Here is a 21441-nt window from a genome sequence, read left to right as displayed (position 1 = left end):
GTGCTATGACACCTGCTGACGAGCGCCAACACCTGCAACTCTTGGGCCTGGCAGGCTTTGCCAGCATGGCCTCGATGCGCATTTGCGACACGATGCTGGTGGTGCTGGGACAGGAGTTCCACGTCAGCACGGGCGACGCCTCGGCCGTGGTTTCGGTGTTTGCCGTGGTCTACGGCATCTTGCAGCTGTTTTATGGTCCTTTGGGCGAGCGCTTTGGCAAACTGCGGGTGGTGTCGCTGGCGGTGTCGGCCTGCGCGATCATCAGTGCCATCACGGCCATGTCGATGAGCCTGCCCATGCTCGTCATCATGCGCGGTTTCATGGGGGCTGCCGCGGCGGGAATCATCCCCCTGTCCATGGCCTGGGTGGGCGATCAGGTGCCTTATGAACGCCGGCAGGAAACTCTGGCCAAGCTGATGAGCGCCACGGTGCTGGGCATGATGAGTGGCCTGTGGTTCGGTGGCTTCGCCGCCGATACGGTGGGCTGGCGTGGGGCGTTTGTCTTGCTGTCGGTCATGTTTGGTTTGGCGGCCGTATTGCTGCTGCGCCGTCTGCGACGTCAGTCGAAGACGGTGTCTTTGGCCGCACCAGGCTTGTGGGCGGCGTTTCGCCTCACCGGGCAGCTGCTGAGCACAACCCGGGTGCGTTTGGTGATGAGTGTCACGGCGACCGAGGGGGCTCTGGTATTCGGTGCGATGGCCTTCATGCCGACCCATTTGCACCAGCAGTATGGTTTGAGTGTGGTGGCCGCAGGTTCGGTCATGATGCTCTACGGCTTGGGCGGTTTGCTTTACAGCCAGATGGCGCGGCGTTGGTTGGCCTGGCTGGGCGAGCGTGGTTTGGTGCGCACAGGGGCTTTATTGGTCGCGGTCGGTTTGCTGGTGCTGGCATGGGGCAGTGGTGTCTGGTTGGGCATGCTGGCTTGCCTCATGACGGGTCTGGGCTTTTACATGCTGCACAACACCTTGCAGGTACAAGCCACCCAAATGGCCCCTGCCGCACGCGGCACTGCTGTGACCTTGTTTGCCTGTTCATTGTTTTTTGGCCAGTCCACGGGGGTGTTGCTCGTGGCCCAAAGTGTTGATCTGGGCTGGCTGGCTTATGCCTTCACGGGTGTTGCGGTGGGAGTGGTGATGCTGGGGGCGGTGATTTACCGGCTGGTGGGGCGGCACTGAGCATCTTCCTGTGGGAGATCACCCTTGTGTGAGATGGTTTGAATGACGTGTGCCAAGTTCATCGCCCACGGGGTGGTCTCCTACCATCTGCTCAGGCCCTCTGCGCCAGACTGCGCAGCGAAAACTCGACGTGCATGGCCACGCCCCGGTGCAGGGCGCTTTCATCGATGTTGAACTGGGGGTGGTGGTGTGCATGGCACGCGCCCAGGGCTTCGTTGCGCACGCCGACCAGGGCCATCAGGCCGGGGTACTTTTCCAGAAAGTCGCCAAAGTTTTCGGACACCATGAGCGACGGAAAGTCGATCACCGCCTCGGCCCCAAACAGGTCGCTGGCGCAGTGCGCGGCCAAGGCGCTGCTGCGTGCTTCGTTGATCAGCATCGAGCCGCCCTTGCGGATGTTGAGTTGGGCCTGCGCCCTGAAGCTGGCGGCGGTGCTGTCCACCACGCGCCGGATGGCTTGGTGCAGGTGCTGCTGGTCGGCCAAGTGGGTGGTGCGCAGTGTGCCTGCGAGCAAGGCCTGATCGGGAATCACATTGCCTGCAAAACCGCTTTGGAATTTGCCAAAAGTCAGGCTGGCCGCGTGCGCCGGGTTGATTTCGCGGGTCATCATCATGGCCATGTTGTTCACCAAAGCCGCGCCTGCGGCAATCGGGTCCACACCCTTGTGCGGTGAAGCGCCGTGGCAGCCCACGCCACTCAGTTCAATCTCCACCAAATCACAGGCGGCCATGCGTGGCCCGGTTTGCACGCTGATTTGTCCGGCTTCGATCTCGGACCACAAATGAATGGCAAAGGCCCGTTGCACTGGAAACGCCGCCAGGTGCTCCAGCAATTCGGCCGTGCCGCCGCCTTGCTCTTCGGCTTGCTGAAAGCACAGTTTCACGCTGCCTTGCAGCGATCCCGAGAACTGCTGCAACACCCGCGCTGCGCCCAGCAGCATGGCCACATGGCCGTCGTGTCCACAGGCGTGCATCACGCCGGGCACTTGCGAGCGGTAGGGCAAATGCTCGTTTTGCTCCTGAATGGGCAGGGCGTCCATGTCGGCCCGCAGCGCCACCATGGCGCGGCTGTGCTGGCCTGTGACCGTGGCCACCACGCCGTGTTCGCCCACCGCTTCCCAAGGCACGCCCATGGCGCTGAGCTCGGTCTTGATGCGCTCGGCCGTGACCTGCTCGCGGTAAGACAGCTCGGGTAGGCGGTGCAGCTGCTGGCGCAAACCGACCAACCAGTCGTGGCAAGACAGCGCGGCGTCAAGAACAGTGTGTGAGGGCTTCATGACAAGGACTCCTTCAAAGAAGAGGGTTTCAAGAGCGGCCGCAAGGCCCAAAGGCCCAGCGCCGGGCCAGGGGCCAACAACCACAGCGCCATGCTGCCCCAGTGTTGCACGGCCCAGCCCAGCAGCAAGATGCTGAGCACGGTGATCAAAAAGCCCACGCCGTTTTGCAGCACCAGCGCGCTGCCCAGCCACTGGGGCGGTGCGTATTGCGACGACATGGCCGAAAACTGTGGTGAATCGGCCACCACACAAACGCCCCAAAACAGCAAGGCCCCCAGTTGCAGCAGCGGCCAGTTGTCTGGAATGAAAGGGTAAACCACGCACATCAGTCCCGAAGCGGCAAGCGCACTGGCTGCCACCTTGGCGCTGCCCACGCGGCGGCTCCACAGGCCGCCCAGGACGCAGCCGAAAAAGCCGATGCCGATGACGGCAAAGCTGATCCAAGCCACAGAAGAGGCCAAACTCTCGCCCGGCTCGGTCAAGGTGCGGGCAATGGGCAGGCTCAGCCAGGGCAGCACGCTCCAAAATGCGTAAAGCTCCCACATGTGACCAAAGTAGCCCAGCGCTGACGCGCGAAAGCCGCGCACCGCGATGACCTCGCGCAAGGCTTGGGTGTTCAGGCGAACGGGAGCAGCAGGAGGTGCCGTGGGTTCAGTCAAAGAAGTTTGTTGCTTGGGCGCTTGTCCCATCCAGCCCACCAGCACCGCGCCCACCAGGGCCAGCACCGACGAGCCCAGCAGCACTTCAGGCCAGGGCCAGCTTTGGCCCAAGGCGCGCAAGCCGTGCGGCATGGCCGTGCCCAAGGTCAGCATGCCCACCAGCCAACCCAGCGCCGCTGCGGGTTTGCTGCCCACGCGCTGCACCAGCATCTTCATGCCCAGCGGGTAGATGCCAGCCAGGCACATGCCCACCACAAAGCGCAGGCTCCAAAACAGGCCGTAATCGGTCACACCCCAAGTGACGGCGGCGTTGGCCAGTGCCCCCAGCAAGCTGCACACCACAAAAATGCGCGTGGGCTTAAACCGGTCGGCCGCGCCGCTGAAGGCAAAGGCCAGCGTGCCCGCAATGAAACCCAGTTGGGTGGCGGCCAACAGCCAGCTGAAGGCGGCCGCACTCAGCTGCCAGTCGCGCATCAGGCTGTCGGCCACCCCGCTGGGGCTGAACCACAGCGAGGTGCTCAGGCACTGGGCCAACACAATGAAGGCCACCGCCAGCGAGGGGCGTGGCCCAGAGGGCAGACGCTCAGTTGCTGGCGCGTTCAAGGGCTTGCGCCAGGTCGTCGATCAGGTCATCGGCATGCTCCAGGCCCACCGAGACACGCAGCAAGCCCTGCGGGGTCTTGCTCTCTGGCCCCTCGATCGAGGCGCGGTGCTCGATCAGGCTTTCCACGCCGCCCAGGCTGGTGGCGCGGGTGAAGATCTCCACATGCGCGGCCAGCGCCATGGCTGCATCTTTGCCGCCTTTGACTTCGAAAGACAGCATGCCGCCAAAGCCCGACATCTGCTTTTTGGCAATTGCGTGAAAGGCGTTGCCCTCCAGGCCAGGGTAATGCACAGCGCTGACCTGCGGGTGCTCGTTCAAAAAGCGGGCCACCTTGTCGGCGTTGGCGCAATGCGCCTGCATGCGGTAGGGCAGGGTGGGCAAGCTGCGCATGACCAACCAGCAGTCAAACGGTGAAGGCACGCCGCCGCCAAACAACTGCGCAGTGCGCAAGGCGGCAAAGTGCGCGTCGTCCTGGCGGGTGATGACGATGCCGCCCAGCACATCGCTGCGGCCACCCAGGTACTTGGTGGTGGCGTGCATGACCATGTCGCAGCCCAAGTCGAGCGGGCGCTGCAACACGGGCGAGGCAAAGGTGTTGTCGGCAATGGCACGCGCGCCGCCCGCGTGGGCAATCTCGACCACGGCGGCAATGTCCACGCACTGCATCAGGGGGTTGGAGGGGGTTTCGATCCAGACGATGCGGGTGTTGGGCTGCATGGCCGCACGCACCGTGTCCAGACGGGTCATGTCCACAAAACTGGCGCTGACCTGCCATTTGGCAAACAGGTGTTTGAGCACATTGGCCGTGCCGTGGTAAATGTCGGACGGGGCCAGCACATGGTCGCCAGGCTGTAGACCCTGAAAGATGGCCGTGACACTGGCCAGGCCCGAGCCAAAAGCGGCCGCGCCTGCGCCGCCTTCGAGCGCCGAGAGAGCGGCTTCCAGGCCATTGCGGTTGGGGTTGTGGTTGCGCGAATACAAATAGCCGTGCGGGTAACTGCCGTCCACGTCGCGCTCAAAGGTAGTGGACAGGTTGATGGGATCGACCACCGCCCCGGTGGAAGGGTCAATGCCGTGCCCTGCATGCACAGCCAAAGTTTCAAAACGCAGAGATTTGTTTGTTTTCATTGGCAAAAGTATAGCCATCGGCCTTTGGGGCCGGGTCCGCGAGGCGACAGGGGGTTGTGAAGATAAGATCATGACCTGATTGACCAGGACCCTCCCGAATGACAGACCGTTACGCCGTGATCGGCAACCCCATTGTGCAAAGCAAATCACCCATGATCCACAGCGCTTTTGCGCAGGTCACGGGGCAAGACATTGACTACGGCAAGTTGCTCGGCCCCTTGGGCGAATTTACGGCCACGGTGGACGCGTTTCGGGCCTCGGGTGGGCGGGGCATGAACGTGACCGCGCCTTTCAAGCTCGACGCTTTTGCCTACGCCACCGACCTGGCCCCCAGCGCGCAAATGGCCGGTGCCGTGAATGCGATGAAGTTTGAGGGCGACAAGGTGTATGCCGAAAACTTTGACGGGGTGGGCCTGCTGCGCGATGTGGTACAAAACTTGAGCTGTCCGCTGCAAGGGCGACGCGTGCTGATTTTGGGGGCGGGTGGCGCCACACGCGGGGCCTTGCTGCCGCTGTTGGCTGAGCAGCCGGCCGAGCTGGTGATCGTCAACCGTACTTTGGCCAAGGCGCAGGAGCTGGCGGCCTTGGCGCAGCAGCACCAAACCGGTCAGGTGCCAGTGCAGGGTCTGGGTTACGACGCCGTGCAGGGCGCTTTTGATGTGGTGCTGAACGCCAGCTCCTCCAGCCTCACGGCCGAGCTGCCTCCGCTCCCAGCCAGCGTGTTTGCGCCCGGGTGCTTGGCCTATGACCTGACCTATGGCAAAGGTCTCACACCGTTTTTGAAGCTGGCCCACCAAGCGGGCGTGACGCGCCTGGCTGACGGCGTGGGCATGCTGGCCGAACAAGCGGCCGAGGCCTTTGCCTGGTGGCGTGGAGTGCGGCCCGATACAGCGGCGGTGATTGCCCAGTTGACGGTGCCGTTGGTGTGAAGCTGCCCCACATCCATACGTCCCGCTGCACCGGTTGCGGCTGGTGTGTGGCGGCCTGTCCGCCGGGGGTGCTGAGTTTGCAGGTGGTGGCTTGGCGCAAGCATGCGGTGCTGCACGATGAGCAGGGCTGCACCGGGTGCAGCCAATGCGAACGGCGATGCCCGTTTGGGGTGATCACGATGGTGAAAACGGAAAAGCCTGACGGACGTCAGGCTTGATCCGGGAAGATTTGAACTTCATGCTTTGAAGTGTGCGCTGTCCATCACCTTCAGGTCTGGGGCTAACCTAGGCGTAAAGTCCATCTGGTCCAGCACATCGCGCTGCAGGTCGATGCCCGGGGCGATCTCGAAAAGTTCGATGCCTTGGGGTGTGAGCTTGAAGCTGGCGCGCTCGGTGAGGTAGAGCACTTCTTGTTTACGCACCAAACCTTGCGGACCGGAGAAGGTGATCTGGTCAACTTGTTTGACCAGCTTTTTTACAGCCCCTTGTGTGGCCACGTGCATCTGGCCATCGCCGGTCTCAAGCTTCACGCCCTTGGCAGCGAGCGTGCCGCAGAACACCACTTTCTTCGCGTTCTGTGCAATGTCGATGAAGCCTCCGGGGCCGACAGTGACGCCGCCCAAGCGTGACACGTTGACCGAGCCTTCTTCGTCGAACTCGCCAAAGCCCAAAAAGGCGATGTCCAGACCGCCACCGCCGTAAAAGTCGAACTGTGTGGCGGCGTCCAGCATGGCGGTGGCGTTACGCGCGTAACCAAACAGCACGCCGTCCATGAGCGTGCCACCATAGGTGCCGTGCTCGATGGTTTGATAGATGCGGTGTTGTTCGTTGCGCGCCGCGATCAACTTGGCCACCGCATCGGGTACGCCCACACCGTAATTGATGACCGGGCGGGTTTTGTCGGTGTTGAAGAGTTCCTGGTACGCACGGCGCGCCACGGCCTGGCGCTCGCTGAAGGCCTCTTGAGAGGCGGCCACTTCACGGGCGTGGTCTTGCGCCTCGCTGGCCGCGCGTTCGGCGCCAGTCAGCTCGCCACTGAAAGCCGGATCAAACGGGATGTCGTAGCTGGTGGACTGCTGCGGATCGACCACGATGGCGTCCACCCAGGCCGAGGGGATGCGCACTTCGCGGGCTTTGAGGGTGCCCTTGGGCATGCGCTCCTTGACCTGCACGATGACTTTGCCGCCGCTGTTGCGCGCTGCCAAGGCCAGCGATTGGGCGTCCAGGTTGGCCGCTTCATGTTCGAAGCTGATGTTGCCGTCTTCGTCGGCGCTGCTGGCGCGCACGATGGCCACATGAATGGGGAAGGGCTTGTAGCGCAGGTATTCGTGGTCATCGATGGTGATGACTTCTGCCAAGTCGTCTTGGGCGGCATCGTTCATGCGGCCCCCACCATGGCGCGGGTCGCACACCGTGCCCAGCCCCACATGGCTGATGAGGCCGGGACGGCCTGCGCCGATTTCGCGCATGAGCTGACTTGAGACGCCGGCGGGCAGGATGTAGGCCTCAATCTTGTTGGCCAGGGCCAGTTGCTGCATGGCCGGTGACCAGACCCAGTGGCCGCCGATGACGCGCTTGACCAGGCCTTCGTGCGCGAAGCAGCTCATGCCTTTGGTTTTCTTGTCGCCAATACCCAGTGCGTGGATGAGGGTGAGGTTCTTCGGAGCTTGAGTTCTCAGGAAGCGCTCTTGCACCGCTTCAAACAAATGGGTGGCTTCCATCAGGCCACCACCACCGCCCATGAGGCCCACGGTGTCACCGTCTTGGATGAGTTGTGCCGCTTGTGCTGCGGTCATGAATTTGGTTTGCATTTTTTGAGTCTCTTTTGGCTTGTTGGCTTGCAGATTGTTGGTGCGCTGCATCGGGTGTGGCGTGGGGGCCGCGGCCTCATACTGGGGTACCAGAAATCGGCCACGGCCCCCACGCCACCCCCGATGGGCTGGTGGTTTGCACAGAGATCAAATCCGTTGGCGTTAGGGCTCATGTTCATGCAAAACTGCTGAGTTGTGGTTCGTTCAATATTCCATGTCGGAGCTGAAGTTCCGACCTACGGATGCACCCACAGCCGGATGAAGGGGATGGGCGGACGACGATTTCTGGTACCCCAGTATGAGGAGGCCGCCCATCCCCTTCATCCGGCCCACGAAAGGAGCACAACACAAGCAAACAAAAGCTCAGCGGTGCACATCAAACAGCACGGCGCCTTTTTTCATCGTACTTTTGGCAATCACGCCGCGATGGATCTCGCTGGTGCCGTCGTAGATGCGGTAAATACGGGCATCGCGGTAATAGCGCTCGATGGACAGCTCCTTGCAAAAGCCCATGCCGCCAAACACCTGCACCGCACGGTCCACCACGCGACCCAGGGTCTCAGCCGCGTGCACTTTGACCATGGCGATTTGCTCGCGTGCGTCCATGCCTTGGTCCAACATCCAGGCGGCGTGGTAAACCATCCAACGGGCGGCATTGATCTCGATCACGCTGTCGGCGATCATCTGCTGCACCATCTGAAAATCACCGATCTTGCTGCCGAACTGCTTGCGTTCGTTTGCCCAGTTCAGCATCAACTCGCACACATGCGTGGCCTTGCCCACGGCGCGGGCGCCCACTTGCGCCAGACGCACCACATTGAGCGCGCCCATGGCCAGCTTGAAGCCTTGGCCCGCTTCGCCCAGCAAGGCAGCGTCTTCGAGTTGCACATTGTCAAAAAACAGTTCCAGATGCGGCGTGCCGCGCAGGCCCATCATCTTTTGGTCTTTGCCCAAGGTGAAACCGGCCAAGCCCTTGTCCACCATGAACATCGAAATTTCTTTTTCACCGGTTTTGGCTGAGACCAAAAAGAAGTCGCTCCACTCGCCATCGCTGATGAAGTGCTTTGTGCCGTTGAGCACCCAGCCTTTGTCATTTTTCTTCGCGTTGGTTTTGATGCCTGCCGCGTCCGAGCCTGCGCCCGATTCGGTGATGGTGATGGCGCAGGTGCGCTTGCCGGCCACGGCGGGTTTAAGCCAGCGCTCGATTTGTTCGCCCTTGCAGTGCAGGAGGGGCTCGTAGACATTGCCAAAAGCGCGGCGAATCAGGATGTCGGTGGTGTGGCCGAACTGCTCTTCGCACAGGATACGGTCCATGTTGGACAGTCCGCCACCGCCTATCTCAGCGGGCATGTTCATGCCGTAAAGGCTGAGTGCTTTGGCTTTGTCGTGGATGGCCTGGGCTTTGCTCTTGTCCAGAAAACCTGTTTCCTCGACCTCGTTTTCTAGGGGCTGAAGTTCTTCGGCGATGAAGCGGCGCACCGTTTCGATCATCATTTTTTGTCCGTCGTTAAGGGAAAAATCCATGGGATGTCCTGTGTTTGAGATTTATTCGGTGAAGGGGCGGCTCTTGGCCAGGCATTCGGCGGCCCAGTCTTGCACCGAGGTGACGGCTTCACGGCCCAGGTTCACCACTTCGACGCTGATCGGCAAGTCCGAGGGCAGGGCGGCAAACAGGCCTTGCAAGTCAATCGTGCCGTCGCCAGGCAAGAGGCGTTCGCAACGGGCGGTGTGGATCATTTGTTCGGTCGTGAACTGAAGTCCTGCTTGGGCATCGCATATTTGAGCGTAGTGCAGCAGTTCTCGCGGGATGGCACGGATGTCGTCGAGCGTGGTGGTGGACCGGCCAAAGTGCAGCGCATCGACCAGGATGCCCGCGTTGGTGGGCATGCCTGCGTTTCGCATGATGCGCAGCGCCGACTTGGCGTCTTTCACCGCTGTCCAAGGCATGAACTCCAAATCGGCCGTCATGCCAAAAGGCTTCATCACCTCGCACAGTCGGGCGTAGTTCTCCGTCAGGCGGGCTTCGTTGTCATCGTCACCGGCCACCAAAATGGCTTTGGCTTTCAGGGCCGCGCCCACGTTGTACAGCGCATCCCAACTGTGCGGGTCAAAGTTGTCGCCGATGCGGATGATTTCCAGATCGAACACGCCCACGCCGGTGTCGCGTTGTGCGGCCAAGGTTTCGCGCAGGGCCTCTGGCTGGTTCAGCAGGTGTTGCTGTTGTGCGCCGGGTGCGTTGGGCCACAGGCGCAGGCCCACAAAGTGGTAGCCGGTCTGCGCCGCGACGCGGATGGCCTCGGCGGGCGAGCAGCGGTGCGAGCCGAGATAGGCGAGGGAGTAGATGCGTGACATGGTGGTTTATTTCAAAGGTGAGACAGCGGTGGGCATGGCGATGGTCGAGACCATGTTCGTGGTCAGCTGCGCAGGACCGCCTTTGGGCGGCCAGATGCCCTGGGCCACCGATTCGCCACGGATCTGGCTGCGGGCGTTCAAGCTGTCGTAGGCCCAAATATTGGTGAAGCGCAGCGGGCCATCGATTGCCACCATGGCCACTACGCAAGGCGAGAGCTTGTCGCGTGCGGGCACGTATTGTTCCCACAGGTCGATGGTGGGTTGCACGCCGCCTGTCTTGATGCCGTAAGTGCGGATTTCATAGACCGGGCCTGTGATGCCGGATTCGGCGCTGGGTCGCACGGGTTTCATCCAGGGGAAGCCTTTGTAGCTGTGCTGCTCCAGCGTTTGATAAATCTCGCCACATCCAAAGGGGTTGGCGCTTTGCTGGGTGCGATCGCGCTCGGCCTGCAAGGCGTCGAGCGTGGTAAAGCCGCGCAACACGATCATCTGGTTGAGCACCCCAATGTCGGTGAACCAGCAGCCCAGCAATTCGCCTTGCGCTTCGGGGGCTATGGCAAAGGCCTGCACATTCGTGGCGGCTTGGCCAGCGGTACCAAAGGGCAGGGTCATGGTGGCGAGTTCGTAGTACATGGTGTTTTCTTTCGAGGTGTCGGTTGAAGTTGTTGTGATCGGGTATTCGCAGGTGGCGGCTGGGTCGCGGCCAGCCGCGTGGTGCGCGGCGATGTAGCCAAAAGTCATGGCCGGGCCGAGTGTGATGCCGCCGGCTGGGTAGTGGCCTCCCATCATGCTGCTCAGGTCATTGCCCCCGGCATACAGACCTGCAATAGCCTGGCCTTGGGCGTCGGTGACTTGCGCGTGGTCGTTCACGCGCAAACCGGCAAAAGTGCCCAAGCTGCCCATGACGACTTTGACGGCATAAAAAGGGCCACGCTCGATGGGGCCCATGCAGGGGTTGCGCAGGCCGTGTCGTGTGGCGTTGATCGCATCACCCTGGATGCGGTTGTAGGGCGTTTCGCCTTTGCCAAAGTCACGGTCTTTGCCGTCCAGTACCAAGGCGTTGTAGCGCTGTACCGTTGCCTGCAAAGCCTTGGCGTCTATGCCGCAGGCCTGTGCCAGTTCAGCCAGAGAGTGTCCGCGTTTCAGGTAACCATTCTTCAGCCAGGGGCCGAGTGGCATGGGGGCCGGTTTGACTGCGCCCAGGCCGTAGTAGCGGATGAAGTCGTTGTCGCAGACCAACCAGGCCACGGGTGGCTGACCGGTGGGTGTCGCGGCCAGCAGGTCCTGCATGAAGTCGTGGTAAGAGTTGGCCTCGTTGGCAAAGCGCTGGCCCTGCGCCGTGACGGCAATCAGCCCGGGCTTGGCGCGCTCGATCAGGTGCGGAAAGTGCGCCACGCTGCCATCCTCGCGAGGCACCAACGACACGGGGGCCAGCGCTGCGGCTTGCACCAGATCCCCCGCCACCACACCGCCTGCGGATTCGCCAAGGCGCAGGCCGTCGCCCGTGTTGCCCCGGTTGCCCGCAGACCAGTGCTCATGGCCTGTGGGCGCGTGGGGCAGCAGTTGCTGCTTGCGGGCCGGGTCGTGCGGAAAGCCGCCTGTGGCCAGCACCACGCCGCAGCGGGCTTGGATCCTGACTTCCCCCTGAGGCATTTGAACCACGGCGCCCGAGACACGCGCTCCGTCTTGCAGCAAACGCACGGCTGGGCTGTTCACGCGGATGTCCACTCCAAGGTCCAGCGCTGACTTGGCCAGTCCGCCAATCAAGGCATTGCCATTGACCAGTCGCGTGCCACGGCGGTGAACCAACAGGTCACGACCGTGGCGCAGCAGCAGTTTGGTGACATACCAGAATGAAGCGGGTTGGCGCAGGGCATTCAAAAAGTGGCGAAGCTCCGCGCCCGAGGCGATGCCCATGCCCCACAGCGTGGTCTCGTGCAGCGGGGGCTTGAGATCGTGCAGGCGCGCGCCCAACTGGCGGGCGTCAAACGGCGCTGCGCAGATCGAACGGCCACCGGTGGCGGCATCGGGTGTGTGGCCATGAAAGTCGGGAATCGCATTGCCGTCGATGAACTGCAGCGCAGTGTGACGGCGGAAAAACTCGACCATGCGCGGGCCGTTCGTCAGGAAGGCCAGCGCCCGTGACTCGTCGAACTTCTGGCCCAGCTCGCGGCGCAGGTACGACAGCGGTTTTTCGATGCGCTCCAGCAGACCTGCTTCAACGGCCAGCGGGTTGCGCGGCAGCCACATCCAGCCGCCCGACCAGGCGGTGGTGCCGCCGTATTGCGGGTCTTTTTCGACCACGATGACTTTGAGGCCCAGGTGGGCCGCGGTCACGGCCGCAGACAGGGCGCCGGCCCCAGAACCGATGACCAGCAAGTCGCAGTTGTTCTCAGATGTAAAGCTCGAAGGCATGGTCAATCTGCTGTGATTAGAGCGCGTAAATCGGCTTGCGCCCATCGGTGGGTGCTGCGTTGCCGACCTCTGCGGTCAGGCTGAAAAAGGGTGATGCACCGCTGGACGCTGCCAACTGTTGTGCGATGCTGATCAGCTCGGGCGCGAGGGCTTGCATTTTTTCGAGCGTGAAGCGCACCGTGGGGCCTGCAATCGTCAGCACGCCAAATGCGGGCTGACCGGCAAAGCGCACAGGCGCTGACATGGCCGACAAACCAATGCTGTAGGTGTCGGTTGTCATGCTGTAGCCTCGCGCGCGGGTTTGGGTCACGGCGTCCATCACGGCTTGCAAGCTGGTCGGGGCAGCGGGGCCGAATTGTTCAGCTGAGCCCAAGCCTTGTTTTGCCACCAGCGCCAGGGCCGCGTCATCACTGAGTGTGGAGAGCAAGGCCCAACCTGACGACGAGCAGGACAAGCGGGCATCGCTGCCCATGTCGGGGTCGTAGCGCAGACCTTGGCGAGCACCTTGGGCACGGGCTACCCAAGTCAGGCGTTCGCCGTCCACCACCGACAGGCGAACCAGCTCGCCCGAAACCTCGGCCAAGCGGTTGAGCAGCGGTTGTGCAATATCGACGATGCCGCTATTGCTGAGGTAGCTCAGCCCCATGGACACCAGCTTGGTGGTCAGCAGGTAGTCGCCGTGGCCGCGTGTCTGGCGCACATAGCCCAGGCGTACCAAGTCGGTCAGCAGGCGGTGCGTGCCGCTGCGGGGAATGTCGAGCCGATCGGCAATGGCGGCCAGCTCCAGCCCTTCACCGTATTGCGAGAGCAACTCGAGAATGGCCAGAGTTCTTTCGAGGACGCCGCTCATGTGTGTTTCCTAGATGCCGTGAAGGTCGGGCAGGTTTGACGTTGACCGTTGCGGGCCGCCTGCAGCAAGGCCAAAGTGGCTTGCAGGGTGCGCCAGCCGTCCAGGGCCGAGCAGATTGGCTGTTCGCGCCGCTCTGCCACAGCGCGGAAATGCTGCAGCTGTTGCACGTACACGTCGACCTCGTGTACCCGGCTTTGCTCGCGCATCATTTCGTGGTGCCAGTGGCGCTCGCCCTCATAGCGCCACAGCGCCAGATCGGGCAGTGACAGCGAGCCTTGCGTACCCGACAAAAAGTGCGACTGCACGTTTTGACGCGGGTATTGGCTTTGCTCGCCCGCACAAAAATCCCAGCACCAGGGAGACACTGCTGTGTCTGACACCGTCATCACGGCTTGCGTGCCAGATGCAAATTCGAACAGGGCCGAACCGGTGTCTTCTACTTCAAAACCCCGCACCGCGCTAGACAGGCAGCCATGCACCGCGCGCACGTCGCCGAGCAAAAACACCAGCATGTCGATGTCGTGGATCAGGTTGATCAGCACCGGTCCCCCGCCGGCTTGGCGACGCCAGGCCACATCAAAGTATGCAGAGGGTTTATAAAAGTTGGCCATCACGTTGGCGCTGAGCACCTGGCCCAAGCGTCCGTCCGCCACGATTTGGCGAGCCCTTTGCAAGATCGGGTTGTGTCGGCGGTGGTGACCCACCAGCACTGGCACGCCGGTGTCTTGTTCGATCTGGATCAGGCGCTCGGCAGCGGCCAGCGTGTCGGTCACCGGCTTTTCGATCAGCACTGCGATGCCGCGCGCCATGCAGTCGGCCGCCACCTCCACATGTGTGGCGTTGGGAGTGGCGATCACCAGGCCCTGGGGGCGGGTGGCTTCCAGCAAACTTTGGTGGTTTTCAAAAACAGGGATGCTCCGTTCGGCGCACCAGTGGCGACCTGCCTCGCCCGGCTCGGCCACGCCCACCAGAGTGAACTCGGGTGTTTTCAGAATGCGTTCGATGTGCGTCCGGCCAATTACGCCAGCGCCAATCACGGCCAGAGGGAACTTTTGCATGGGGCTTTGCAGGGTAGCAAGGGGTTTCAATGACGCAAGTATATTGTTTTTCGGAAATTAATTCAAAAATGGAATTTAATTCCGTTTTTATGTATCATCGCGTCTATGAATACGAACAAACCTTTGACTCTGGACGGTGCTTCGCGCATCCATTTCATCGTGGGCGATCCGATTGCCCAGGTCAAATCGCCTGCCGGCGTGAGCCAGTCTTTTCAAGATGCGGGGCTGAACGCCTTGTGCATCCCGGCCCATGTGCTCCCGGCCGATCTGGCCGCTTGGACGGCTGGTGTGTCCTTGTGCAAAAACGTGGACGGCATCATCGTCACGGTGCCGCACAAGTTCGCTTACTTTGATCTGTGCGCTACCACCTCGGAGAGGGGTGCGTTTTTGAAATCCATCAACACCTTGCGCCGCAATGCCGATGGCTCTTGGCATGGCGACATGTTTGATGGCCAAGCCTATGTGCAGGCCTTGACGTTGAAAGGCGTCAAGCTGGCGGGCCACAAAGCCTTGCTGGTGGGCGCAGGCGGTGCCGGTTCGGCCATCGCGTATGCCTTGGCCACAGGCGGTTTGCGCGAACTGGCCATCCATGACCAAGACACGGTGCGCCGGGATACCTTGGTGCAGCGCCTGGCCTCGCTGGGCCAGTGCAAAGTGGTCGCCGGCAGCAGCGACCCGACAGGCTTTGACATCGCCATCAACGCCACGCCGATCGGCATGAAAGAGGGCGATCCTTACCCGATTGATGCTTCGAAGTTCAAACCGGACATGTTTGTCGGTTGCGTGATCACCGCGCCCACTGTGCCACCGATGATTACCACAGCCCGTGCGCTGGGTTGCAACACCCTGACGGGTACAGAGATGTTTGCCCAAGTCAAAGACCTGATGGTCGAATTTTTGATGAGGAAATGAGATGCAAGTTCTGAAGAGCGGTCTGGAGGGCTTGCAAGACGGCACCGAGTTTGACCTGGTGGTCATCGGCGCGGGCGGTGCGGGCTTGTCGGCGGCGGTCTTTGCCGCCATCGATGGGGCCAAAGTGTTGGTGGTCGAGCGCACCGAGTTGGTTGGCGGCACTACCGCCTGGTCAGCCGGCACCACCTGGGTGCCAGGTACGCACCACGCGGCCAAGGTCAACGCCAGCGATACCCTGGCCGATGTGACGACTTACTTGAACCATGCTGTGGGCACGCAAGCGCCAGCAGCCTTGCGTGACGCCTTCCTCAAGAACGGTCCTGAGGCCGTGGCCAAAATTGAAGCACTCACGACAGTGAGGTTCCGTCCTTATGCCAAGCACCCGGACTACATCAGCGATTTGCCCGGCTCGACCTTGAATGGCCGTGCGCTAGAGCCTGAGCCTTTCGATGGTCGCTTGCTGGGCAAACTGTTCCCGCTGTTGCGCCCACCTATCCCCGAGTTCACAGTGCTGAGCGGCATGATGGTGGATCGCACCGATATCAACCATTTGCTGGCCATGACCAAGTCTTGGGTCTCTCTCAAGCACTCACTCAGCATCGTGTGGCGGCATCTGCTGGATCGCCTCTCTCACGCACGCGGCACCCGCCTGGTGATGGGCAATGCCTTGGTGGGGCACTTGATGCATGCCTTGTCGCAACAAGGCACGGCCACGCTGGCACTCAAGACCTCGGTGACTTCAATTGAGCGTGACGATAAGGGCCGTGTGGTGGCGGTGCGACTGAGCAGCGCCACCGGCAACGCCCGCGTGCTGGCCAAAAAAGGTGTGGTGTTGGCCAGTGGCGGTTTCAACCGCGACCCGGTTTTGCGTGCAGACAAATTGCCCGGTATTTCTGCTGAGTGGTGTCCTGCCGCACCTGGCCACACTGGCGAGGCATTGGCCTTGGCACGCGGCTTGGGTGCTGTGGAAGGTCAGGGCGCACAAAGCCCCGCTTTCTGGGCGCCGGTGTCTTTGCGCAAGCGTACCGATGGCAGCACTGCGGTATTCCCCCACTTTGTGATGGACCGCGCCAAGCCCGGCATGATCACCGTCAACCAGGCGGGTGAGCGCTTTGTGAATGAAAGCACTTCTTACCATTTGTTTGCGCTGGGTATGCAAGCGGCCCAACAAGCCGTGCCCGCCTATTTAATAGCCGATGCCAAAGCCCTGCGCCAATACGGCATGGGCATGGTGCGACCGGGTGGCAAAGGCTTGTCACCTTTCTTGGATGATGGTTACCTGACCGAAGCCAACAGCTTGCAAGAGTTGGCGGACAAGTTGTGTATTTCGGCAGACGGTTTGGCCCAATCGGTTGCCAACAACAATGCCTTTGCGCGAGCGGGGGTGGACACCCAGTTCAAGCGCGGCGTGACGGCCTACCAGCAGAACATTGGCGATGCCGCCGCCGGTGGCCTCAATCCCAATTTGGGCCAGATCAGCGAAGGCCCTTACTACGCCGTCAAGCTCTACCCTGGTGACATTGGCGCAGCGCAAGGCTTGCAGACCAACGAACATGCCCAGGTGCTCAACGCACAGGGTCAATGTATCGCCGGTTTGTATGCGGTGGGCAATGACATGAATTCCATCATGGGCGGTGTCTACCCAGCGCCCGGTATCACGATTGGCCCGGCATTGGTCTTTGCCAGCCTGGCTGTGAAAAATGCACTGGCAGACGCCTCATGAGCAAGAGCACGAAATGCCCTGTTCAAGGCGTGACTCGTGGTGTCCCAGTGGTATGGGCGTTGTCAAAATTTGGAAGTTACAAGTCCTCTGGATTGAGGCCTCTGAATAGATCAGCGTTTACCCTTGATGCGTTCGTTTGTCGAACGGTTTCTAATAGGTGAACCGTACTTTTTAGGGTCTGTATGGATCGAAATATGGATGGATCCTTTTAAAGTGCATTGACCTGAGAGTTCTGCACAAGCGTGAAACCCATGAGTCCGGGTGATTGGACTTGAGTCTTTTTTATGAAACTTGATGGAGACAAAATGACCTTGAAGAAACGACAATTTCTGAGCGCTGCCTTGCTGGCCGTCACTGCGGTCACCGTGGGTGGGCAAGCCATGGCTCAGGCCTATCCCGCTCGTGATGTGACTGCAGTAATCCAGTGGGGCGCAGGTGGCGGTACCGACGTGGCCATGCGCGGCTATGCGCCCTATGCAGAAGAAGCACTGGGCCGAAAAATCGTGCTGCAAAACAAACCCGGTGCCGCTGGTGTGATTGGCGCAAACTTTGTGTTGCAACAGCCTGCAGATGGTTACACCATTTTGATGGGTGCCGAGCCACAAGCGCTGTTCCGTGTGATGGGTGTGGCCGATTTTGATTACGATAAATTCACCCCGATCAACATCGCTGCAGTGGCCAACACCATTTTGTTGGTGGCACGTCCCAATGCGCCTTGGAACACCACTCAGGATTTGATCAGCCATGTGCAGGCCAACCCCAACAAGGTTAAGCAGTACCTTGCTGGACAAGGGACGGTGCCTTTCACCATGAACGCCATGGTCACCACGTTGACCAAATTTGAAACCATCAAAGTGCCCTTTGACGGAGAAGGTCCTGCGATTGCCGCCCTTTCAGGGGGGCACGTTGACATTGGATTCATCGCTTCAGGCCCTGCCATTGAGCACATCAAGGCTGGTCGTCTGAAAGCGCTGGGTGTGGTGGACAGCAAGTCTTTTCAGGGTATTGCACCCGTGACAGATGCGCCTTCACTTAAGAACATCACCAAGTTCTTGCCTTGGGGCTCGTGGTACGGCGTCTTTGTGCGCAAAGAGACACCTGAAGATGTCAAGGCCAAGTTGGTTGCCGCTTTCAAGAAGGCCGGTGAGAACCCCCAATACCGCGACATGATGACAGGACGCGGCACCACCATGCTCAACATCAGTGGTGCTGAGGCCGAAAAGTTCATCAAGAAGTTCCAGTCCACCACCGCTTGGTTGTACCAAGGTGCGGGTGCCGCCAAAGTAGACCCAGCCACCTTAGGCATCCCCAAACCTTGATGCAGATAGGCACATCAGGCACCCCTTTGTGGTGGCCTGATGTGCCTGCTTCACTGAGTCCGTTAAGGGCATTTTTGTTTTAGGATTATTTATCATGAGCACCAACCCTCCGCGACTGCCGGGCGAATTGAGTTTCATGGCACTGGTTGTAGCGTTCAGTGCATTCATGCTCTGGTCATCCTTCCGCATTTCCAAATTTGATTCTATTTCTTCACCTGGCGTCTTCCCAATGTTCTGCGCTGGCTTGATGCTGGTCACTGGCCTGATGAGTTTGCGCCAGGCATGGAAGGCTTCACCAAGTGCCGATACTGATCAAACGGTGTTTCAACAGTTTGTGATTCAGTTGGCGCCCTTGAAGCTAATTTTGTTTGTAGCACTGATTGTGGGTTACATGTTGGCGCTGGAAGTGACGGGATTTTTGGTTTCTTCCTACGCGTTTCTCCTGATGTCAATGCAGGTTCTGGGCAGCAAAAAGATTGTTGTCAATCTTTGGGTCAGTGCCTTGGTCCTTTTTTGTATTTTCATTGTTTTTCAAACGGCGTTTTCTGTGGTGTTACCTGCAGGCTCTTTGTTGGGACCCTACACACCGGAGTGGTTGAAATGATGGAATCGTTGGGTTATTTCTTCATGTCCTGGCTGGACGTGAAAATGTTGTTGCTGACGGCAGCAGGAACTTTTGCAGGTATTTACATCGGTGCCATTCCGGGGTTGTCGGTCACCATGGCAGTGTCCATTTTGATTTCATTCACTTTCAAGTGGGACATCAACGAAGCGCTGGCGCTGATCTCGGGTATTTATTTGGGGGGTGTGTATGGAGGCTCTCGAAGTGCAATTTTGTTGAACATTCCTGGTGCGCCTGCTGCCATTGCCACAGGTTTGGATGGCTATCCCTTGGCCAAACTTGGTGAAGCAGGGCAGGCCATTGGTTTGACCACGGTGGTGTCGGTCTATGGAGGGTTCATTGGTATTTTGGCCCTGGCTATCGCAGCGCCTGCCGTGGCTGATTTGGCCTTGATGTTTGGCCCACGCGAGTATCTTTTGTTGGCCTTGTGGGGCATTTTGCTGGTGGGCAGTTTGTCTGGACAATCGCTGTCAAAGGGTATTTTTGCAGGCGCCTTGGGCGCGCTCATTGCTTGTGTGGGCCTGGACCCGATGACCGGTGAAAATCGCCTGACTTTTGGTAGCCTTCAAATGTCGGCGGGCATTTCTTATGTGGCCGCCATGATTGGTTTCTTTGGTGTGGCCGAAGTGATTGCGCAAATCCATGAGTTGAAAATCAAAGCGGTCAAGCAAAACGTGAGCAAAATCATCCCTTCATGGGGCTTGCTGAAAAAATATCTTCCACTGGCCACACGAACATCTGGGATTGGCGTTGTGGTGGGTGCTTTGCCTGGTGCGGGCGGTGATATTGCCGCTTTGATGGCCTACGACCATGCCAAGCGCACGGTCAAAAATCCTTCAAGACCCTTTGGTGAAGGTGCATATGAAGGCCTGGTGGCACCTGAGTCGGCCAATAACGCGGCTGTCGGTGGTGCTTATATTCCGATGATGACACTGGGTATCCCAGGAGATGCCGTGACTGCTGTGATCATTGGCGCGCTCTACATTCATGGCCTCAAACCCGGTCCGATGCTGATGATCGAGACCCCTCACTTGTTCTGGTTTGTGGTTGGATCGCTCACATTGGCGAATATTTTCTTGCTGATCTTTGGTCTCACTGGAATCAAGATTTTTGCCAAGATTGTGGAGACCCCTAAGCCCGTTTTGTTGCCCTTGATTTTGGTCTTGTCGGCGGTGGGGGCCTATGCCATCAACAACAACCCGGTCGATGTGTACTGGATGTTGGGCTTCGGTGTGTTGGGGTACTTTCTGAAGATGTACGGCTTCCAAGTGGGTCCCGTGGTTCTTGGCATGATTTTGGGCCCGATGATGGACCGCAGTTACCGCCAGGCCATGATGGCCACCAACAACGATGGGTGGTTGTTTGTCACCGAGTTTTTCACTACGCCCCTTTCAGCAATTATCCTGGCGGCAGTCGTGTTCACCTTGGTCAGCCAAACGCAATGGTGGAGGCGTCTTCGCGGACTGAACTGATCGGTCTGCAGGCTTGTCTTGCAAGGACCAGCCAATGACTTGAAGACCGTCATACCGAAGCGTTCGCCCTTTTCGGTGGCACTCAGGCACGGGTGTGCAGCGTCGAAAGTCTCAGTGATGTGGAGACCTTTTTTCAGACCCGCAATCCAATCACGCGAATCCAATGGTTCTGACGCGATGGTTATCCAGGGTCAGGCCTTTGGACGCTTGACCAGCAGCGCTACCAGCTCAGGCACCAGCGCATTCGGATCGCCTTCCTTACAAGCGGTCTCCAGCGTATTTTTGACCGCTTGAGCCACGGTGTGGTCGGCGTGGGTGTCGATGGCCATCTGGTTGTAATAACTCAAGTCTTTGAGCGCGTTGCGCATGCTGAACCGCAGGCCCGAGGTGTCACCAGACGTCAGAGTGGGTTTGAGGCGGTCGAGCGCAGCGCCCCAGCCGCCGCCTTTGGACAGCACTTCCACAAAAGTGTGGGCGTCCACGCCCGCACGTTGTGCGCAGGCTGCGGCTTCGGCCAGCAGCGTCACGGTGCCAAGCGACACGTAGTTGTGCAACAGCTTCATGCGGTGGCCCGAACCAATCGGGCCGGTGTGCACGATGTTTTCTGCAAAGCAGGCCAGGATGGGTTTGCAGCTTTCAAACAAGGCCGCATCGCCACCCACCAACAAGTTCAGGCGGCCCTCGGCGGCTTCTTTGGGGGTGCGCGTCATGGGCGAGTCGAGAAACTGCCCGCCCTGGGCGATCACCGTGGCCGCCACTTTTTCGGTGGAGGAGGGCACGGCAGTCGAGCAGTCGATGACGATGGTGCCCGGGCGCATGCCCTTCAAGACACCGTCTTCGCCCAGCAACACCGCCTCAACTTGTGGCGTGCCCGTCACGCACAGGATGATCACATCCGACTGTGCGGCGAGTGCCTGGGGCGTGGTGCAGGTGCGTGCGCCAGCGGCCAGCAGTGCGTCCAGCGGCTGGTTGCCTGGGTGTTCGAGCACCGACAGGCTTTGCCCGTGCTTGAGCAAGTTGCTCGCGATGCCATGGCCCATCATGCCAATGCCGATCATGCCGATTTTTTTCATGCTTGCTCCAAGTGATTGCTTGCAAGTATGGAATGTACCAAGCGCCAGTCCTGTCACATCTGA

Annotated in this window: 18 protein-coding genes and 1 pseudogene; 8 read left to right on the top strand and 11 right to left on the bottom strand. The window is 60.1% G+C overall.

The annotated features are described in order from the left end of the window. Positions 1-5 precede the first annotated feature (5 nt). A complete protein-coding gene (locus tag B9Z49_RS03745; protein ID WP_108352263.1) occupies positions 6-1175 on the top strand; it encodes an MFS transporter in 1170 nt (389 codons plus the stop codon). Positions 1176-1266: 91 nt separating this feature from the next. On the opposite strand, the gene B9Z49_RS03740 is transcribed toward B9Z49_RS03745, so the two are convergent. Genes B9Z49_RS03740 through B9Z49_RS03730 form a run of 3 tightly spaced genes read right to left on the bottom strand, consistent with a single transcriptional unit; the run spans position 1267 to position 4842 of the window. Continuing rightward, on the bottom strand, positions 1267-2451 hold the full coding sequence (locus B9Z49_RS03740; RefSeq protein ID WP_108352096.1) for a M20 family metallopeptidase: 1185 nt from the start codon (positions 2449-2451) through the stop codon (positions 1267-1269). Beyond that, positions 2448-3713 (bottom strand): nitrate/nitrite transporter, encoded by a 1266-nt coding sequence (locus B9Z49_RS03735; RefSeq protein ID WP_233254496.1) that lies wholly within the window; start codon positions 3711-3713, stop codon positions 2448-2450. The genes B9Z49_RS03740 and B9Z49_RS03735 overlap by 4 nt, the downstream gene beginning before the upstream one ends. Continuing rightward, a complete protein-coding gene (locus tag B9Z49_RS03730; protein WP_199224972.1) occupies positions 3694-4842 on the bottom strand; it encodes a PLP-dependent aspartate aminotransferase family protein in 1149 nt (382 codons plus the stop codon). The genes B9Z49_RS03735 and B9Z49_RS03730 overlap by 20 nt, the downstream gene beginning before the upstream one ends. Before the next feature lie 98 nt (positions 4843-4940). On the opposite strand from B9Z49_RS03730, the gene aroE reads away from it, so the two are divergent. Then, positions 4941-5771: a shikimate dehydrogenase gene (aroE, locus tag B9Z49_RS03725; protein WP_108352095.1), complete on the top strand. Its 831-nt coding sequence runs from the start codon at positions 4941-4943 to the stop codon at positions 5769-5771. Continuing rightward, positions 5708-5989, top strand: a complete 282-nt coding sequence (locus B9Z49_RS03720) for an ATP-binding protein (RefSeq protein ID WP_369913393.1) — start codon at positions 5708-5710, stop codon at positions 5987-5989. Before aroE ends, B9Z49_RS03720 begins: the two co-directional genes overlap by 64 nt. Before the next feature lie 18 nt (positions 5990-6007). Here the strand turns inward: B9Z49_RS03720 and B9Z49_RS03715 are convergent, their stop codons facing one another. The 7 genes and pseudogenes from B9Z49_RS03715 to B9Z49_RS03690 all read right to left on the bottom strand — a co-directional run bounded on the left by B9Z49_RS03715 (position 6008) and on the right by B9Z49_RS03690 (position 14257). Further along, a complete protein-coding gene (locus B9Z49_RS03715; RefSeq protein ID WP_108352260.1) occupies positions 6008-7582 on the bottom strand; it encodes an acyl CoA:acetate/3-ketoacid CoA transferase in 1575 nt (524 codons plus the stop codon). A 363-nt stretch (positions 7583-7945) separates the two neighbouring features. Continuing rightward, the gene (locus B9Z49_RS03710; protein WP_108352093.1) at positions 7946-9106 is read right to left on the bottom strand and encodes an acyl-CoA dehydrogenase family protein; all 1161 of its coding nucleotides are present in this window, start codon (positions 9104-9106) and stop codon (positions 7946-7948) included. Between the two features lie 21 nt (positions 9107-9127). Beyond that, positions 9128-9934, bottom strand: coding sequence for a sugar phosphate isomerase/epimerase (locus B9Z49_RS03705; RefSeq protein WP_108352092.1), 807 nt, complete (start codon positions 9932-9934; stop codon positions 9128-9130). A 6-nt stretch (positions 9935-9940) separates the two neighbouring features. Continuing rightward, entirely contained in the window at positions 9941-10567 is a 627-nt protein-coding gene (locus B9Z49_RS22500; RefSeq protein ID WP_369913440.1) for an NIPSNAP family protein, read from the bottom strand. 63 nt (positions 10568-10630) lie between these two features. Then, positions 10631-12349, bottom strand: a pseudogene (locus B9Z49_RS03700) (FAD-dependent oxidoreductase); the annotation flags it as partial. Between the two features lie 16 nt (positions 12350-12365). Then, the gene (locus B9Z49_RS03695) at positions 12366-13199 is read right to left on the bottom strand and encodes an IclR family transcriptional regulator (protein WP_108352090.1); all 834 of its coding nucleotides are present in this window, start codon (positions 13197-13199) and stop codon (positions 12366-12368) included. After that, positions 13196-14257, bottom strand: a complete 1062-nt coding sequence (locus tag B9Z49_RS03690; protein ID WP_108352089.1) for a Gfo/Idh/MocA family protein — start codon at positions 14255-14257, stop codon at positions 13196-13198. Before B9Z49_RS03690 ends, B9Z49_RS03695 begins: the two co-directional genes overlap by 4 nt. Before the next feature lie 105 nt (positions 14258-14362). Here B9Z49_RS03690 and B9Z49_RS03685 point away from each other — a divergent pair, with 105 nt between their 5' ends. The 5 genes from B9Z49_RS03685 to B9Z49_RS03665 all read left to right on the top strand — a co-directional run bounded on the left by B9Z49_RS03685 (position 14363) and on the right by B9Z49_RS03665 (position 20305). Then, positions 14363-15169 (top strand): shikimate dehydrogenase, encoded by an 807-nt coding sequence (locus B9Z49_RS03685; RefSeq protein WP_108352088.1) that lies wholly within the window; start codon positions 14363-14365, stop codon positions 15167-15169. 1 nt (position 15170) lies between these two features. Next, a complete protein-coding gene (locus tag B9Z49_RS03680; RefSeq protein ID WP_108352087.1) occupies positions 15171-16892 on the top strand; it encodes an FAD-dependent oxidoreductase in 1722 nt (573 codons plus the stop codon). 305 nt (positions 16893-17197) lie between these two features. After that, positions 17198-18211: a tripartite tricarboxylate transporter substrate binding protein gene (locus tag B9Z49_RS03675; RefSeq protein ID WP_108352259.1), complete on the top strand. Its 1014-nt coding sequence runs from the start codon at positions 17198-17200 to the stop codon at positions 18209-18211. A gap of 94 nt (positions 18212-18305) precedes the next feature. Then, a complete protein-coding gene (locus B9Z49_RS03670; protein WP_108352086.1) occupies positions 18306-18815 on the top strand; it encodes a tripartite tricarboxylate transporter TctB family protein in 510 nt (169 codons plus the stop codon). Beyond that, entirely contained in the window at positions 18812-20305 is a 1494-nt protein-coding gene (locus tag B9Z49_RS03665) for a tripartite tricarboxylate transporter permease (RefSeq protein WP_108352085.1), read from the top strand. Before B9Z49_RS03670 ends, B9Z49_RS03665 begins: the two co-directional genes overlap by 4 nt. Before the next feature lie 191 nt (positions 20306-20496). Here the strand turns inward: B9Z49_RS03665 and B9Z49_RS03655 are convergent, their stop codons facing one another. Beyond that, complete coding sequence (locus B9Z49_RS03655) at positions 20497-21378, bottom strand: NAD(P)-dependent oxidoreductase (RefSeq protein WP_108352084.1); 882 nt, start codon at positions 21376-21378, stop codon at positions 20497-20499. Positions 21379-21441 lie beyond the last annotated feature (63 nt).

The organism is Limnohabitans sp. 2KL-51 (assembly GCF_003063645.1).
In the GTDB taxonomy this organism is placed as follows: Bacteria; Pseudomonadota; Gammaproteobacteria; order Burkholderiales; family Burkholderiaceae_C; genus Limnohabitans_A.
Note: the sequence above shows the minus strand (reverse complement) of the source record. Positions and strands in the feature narration are given on the sequence as shown.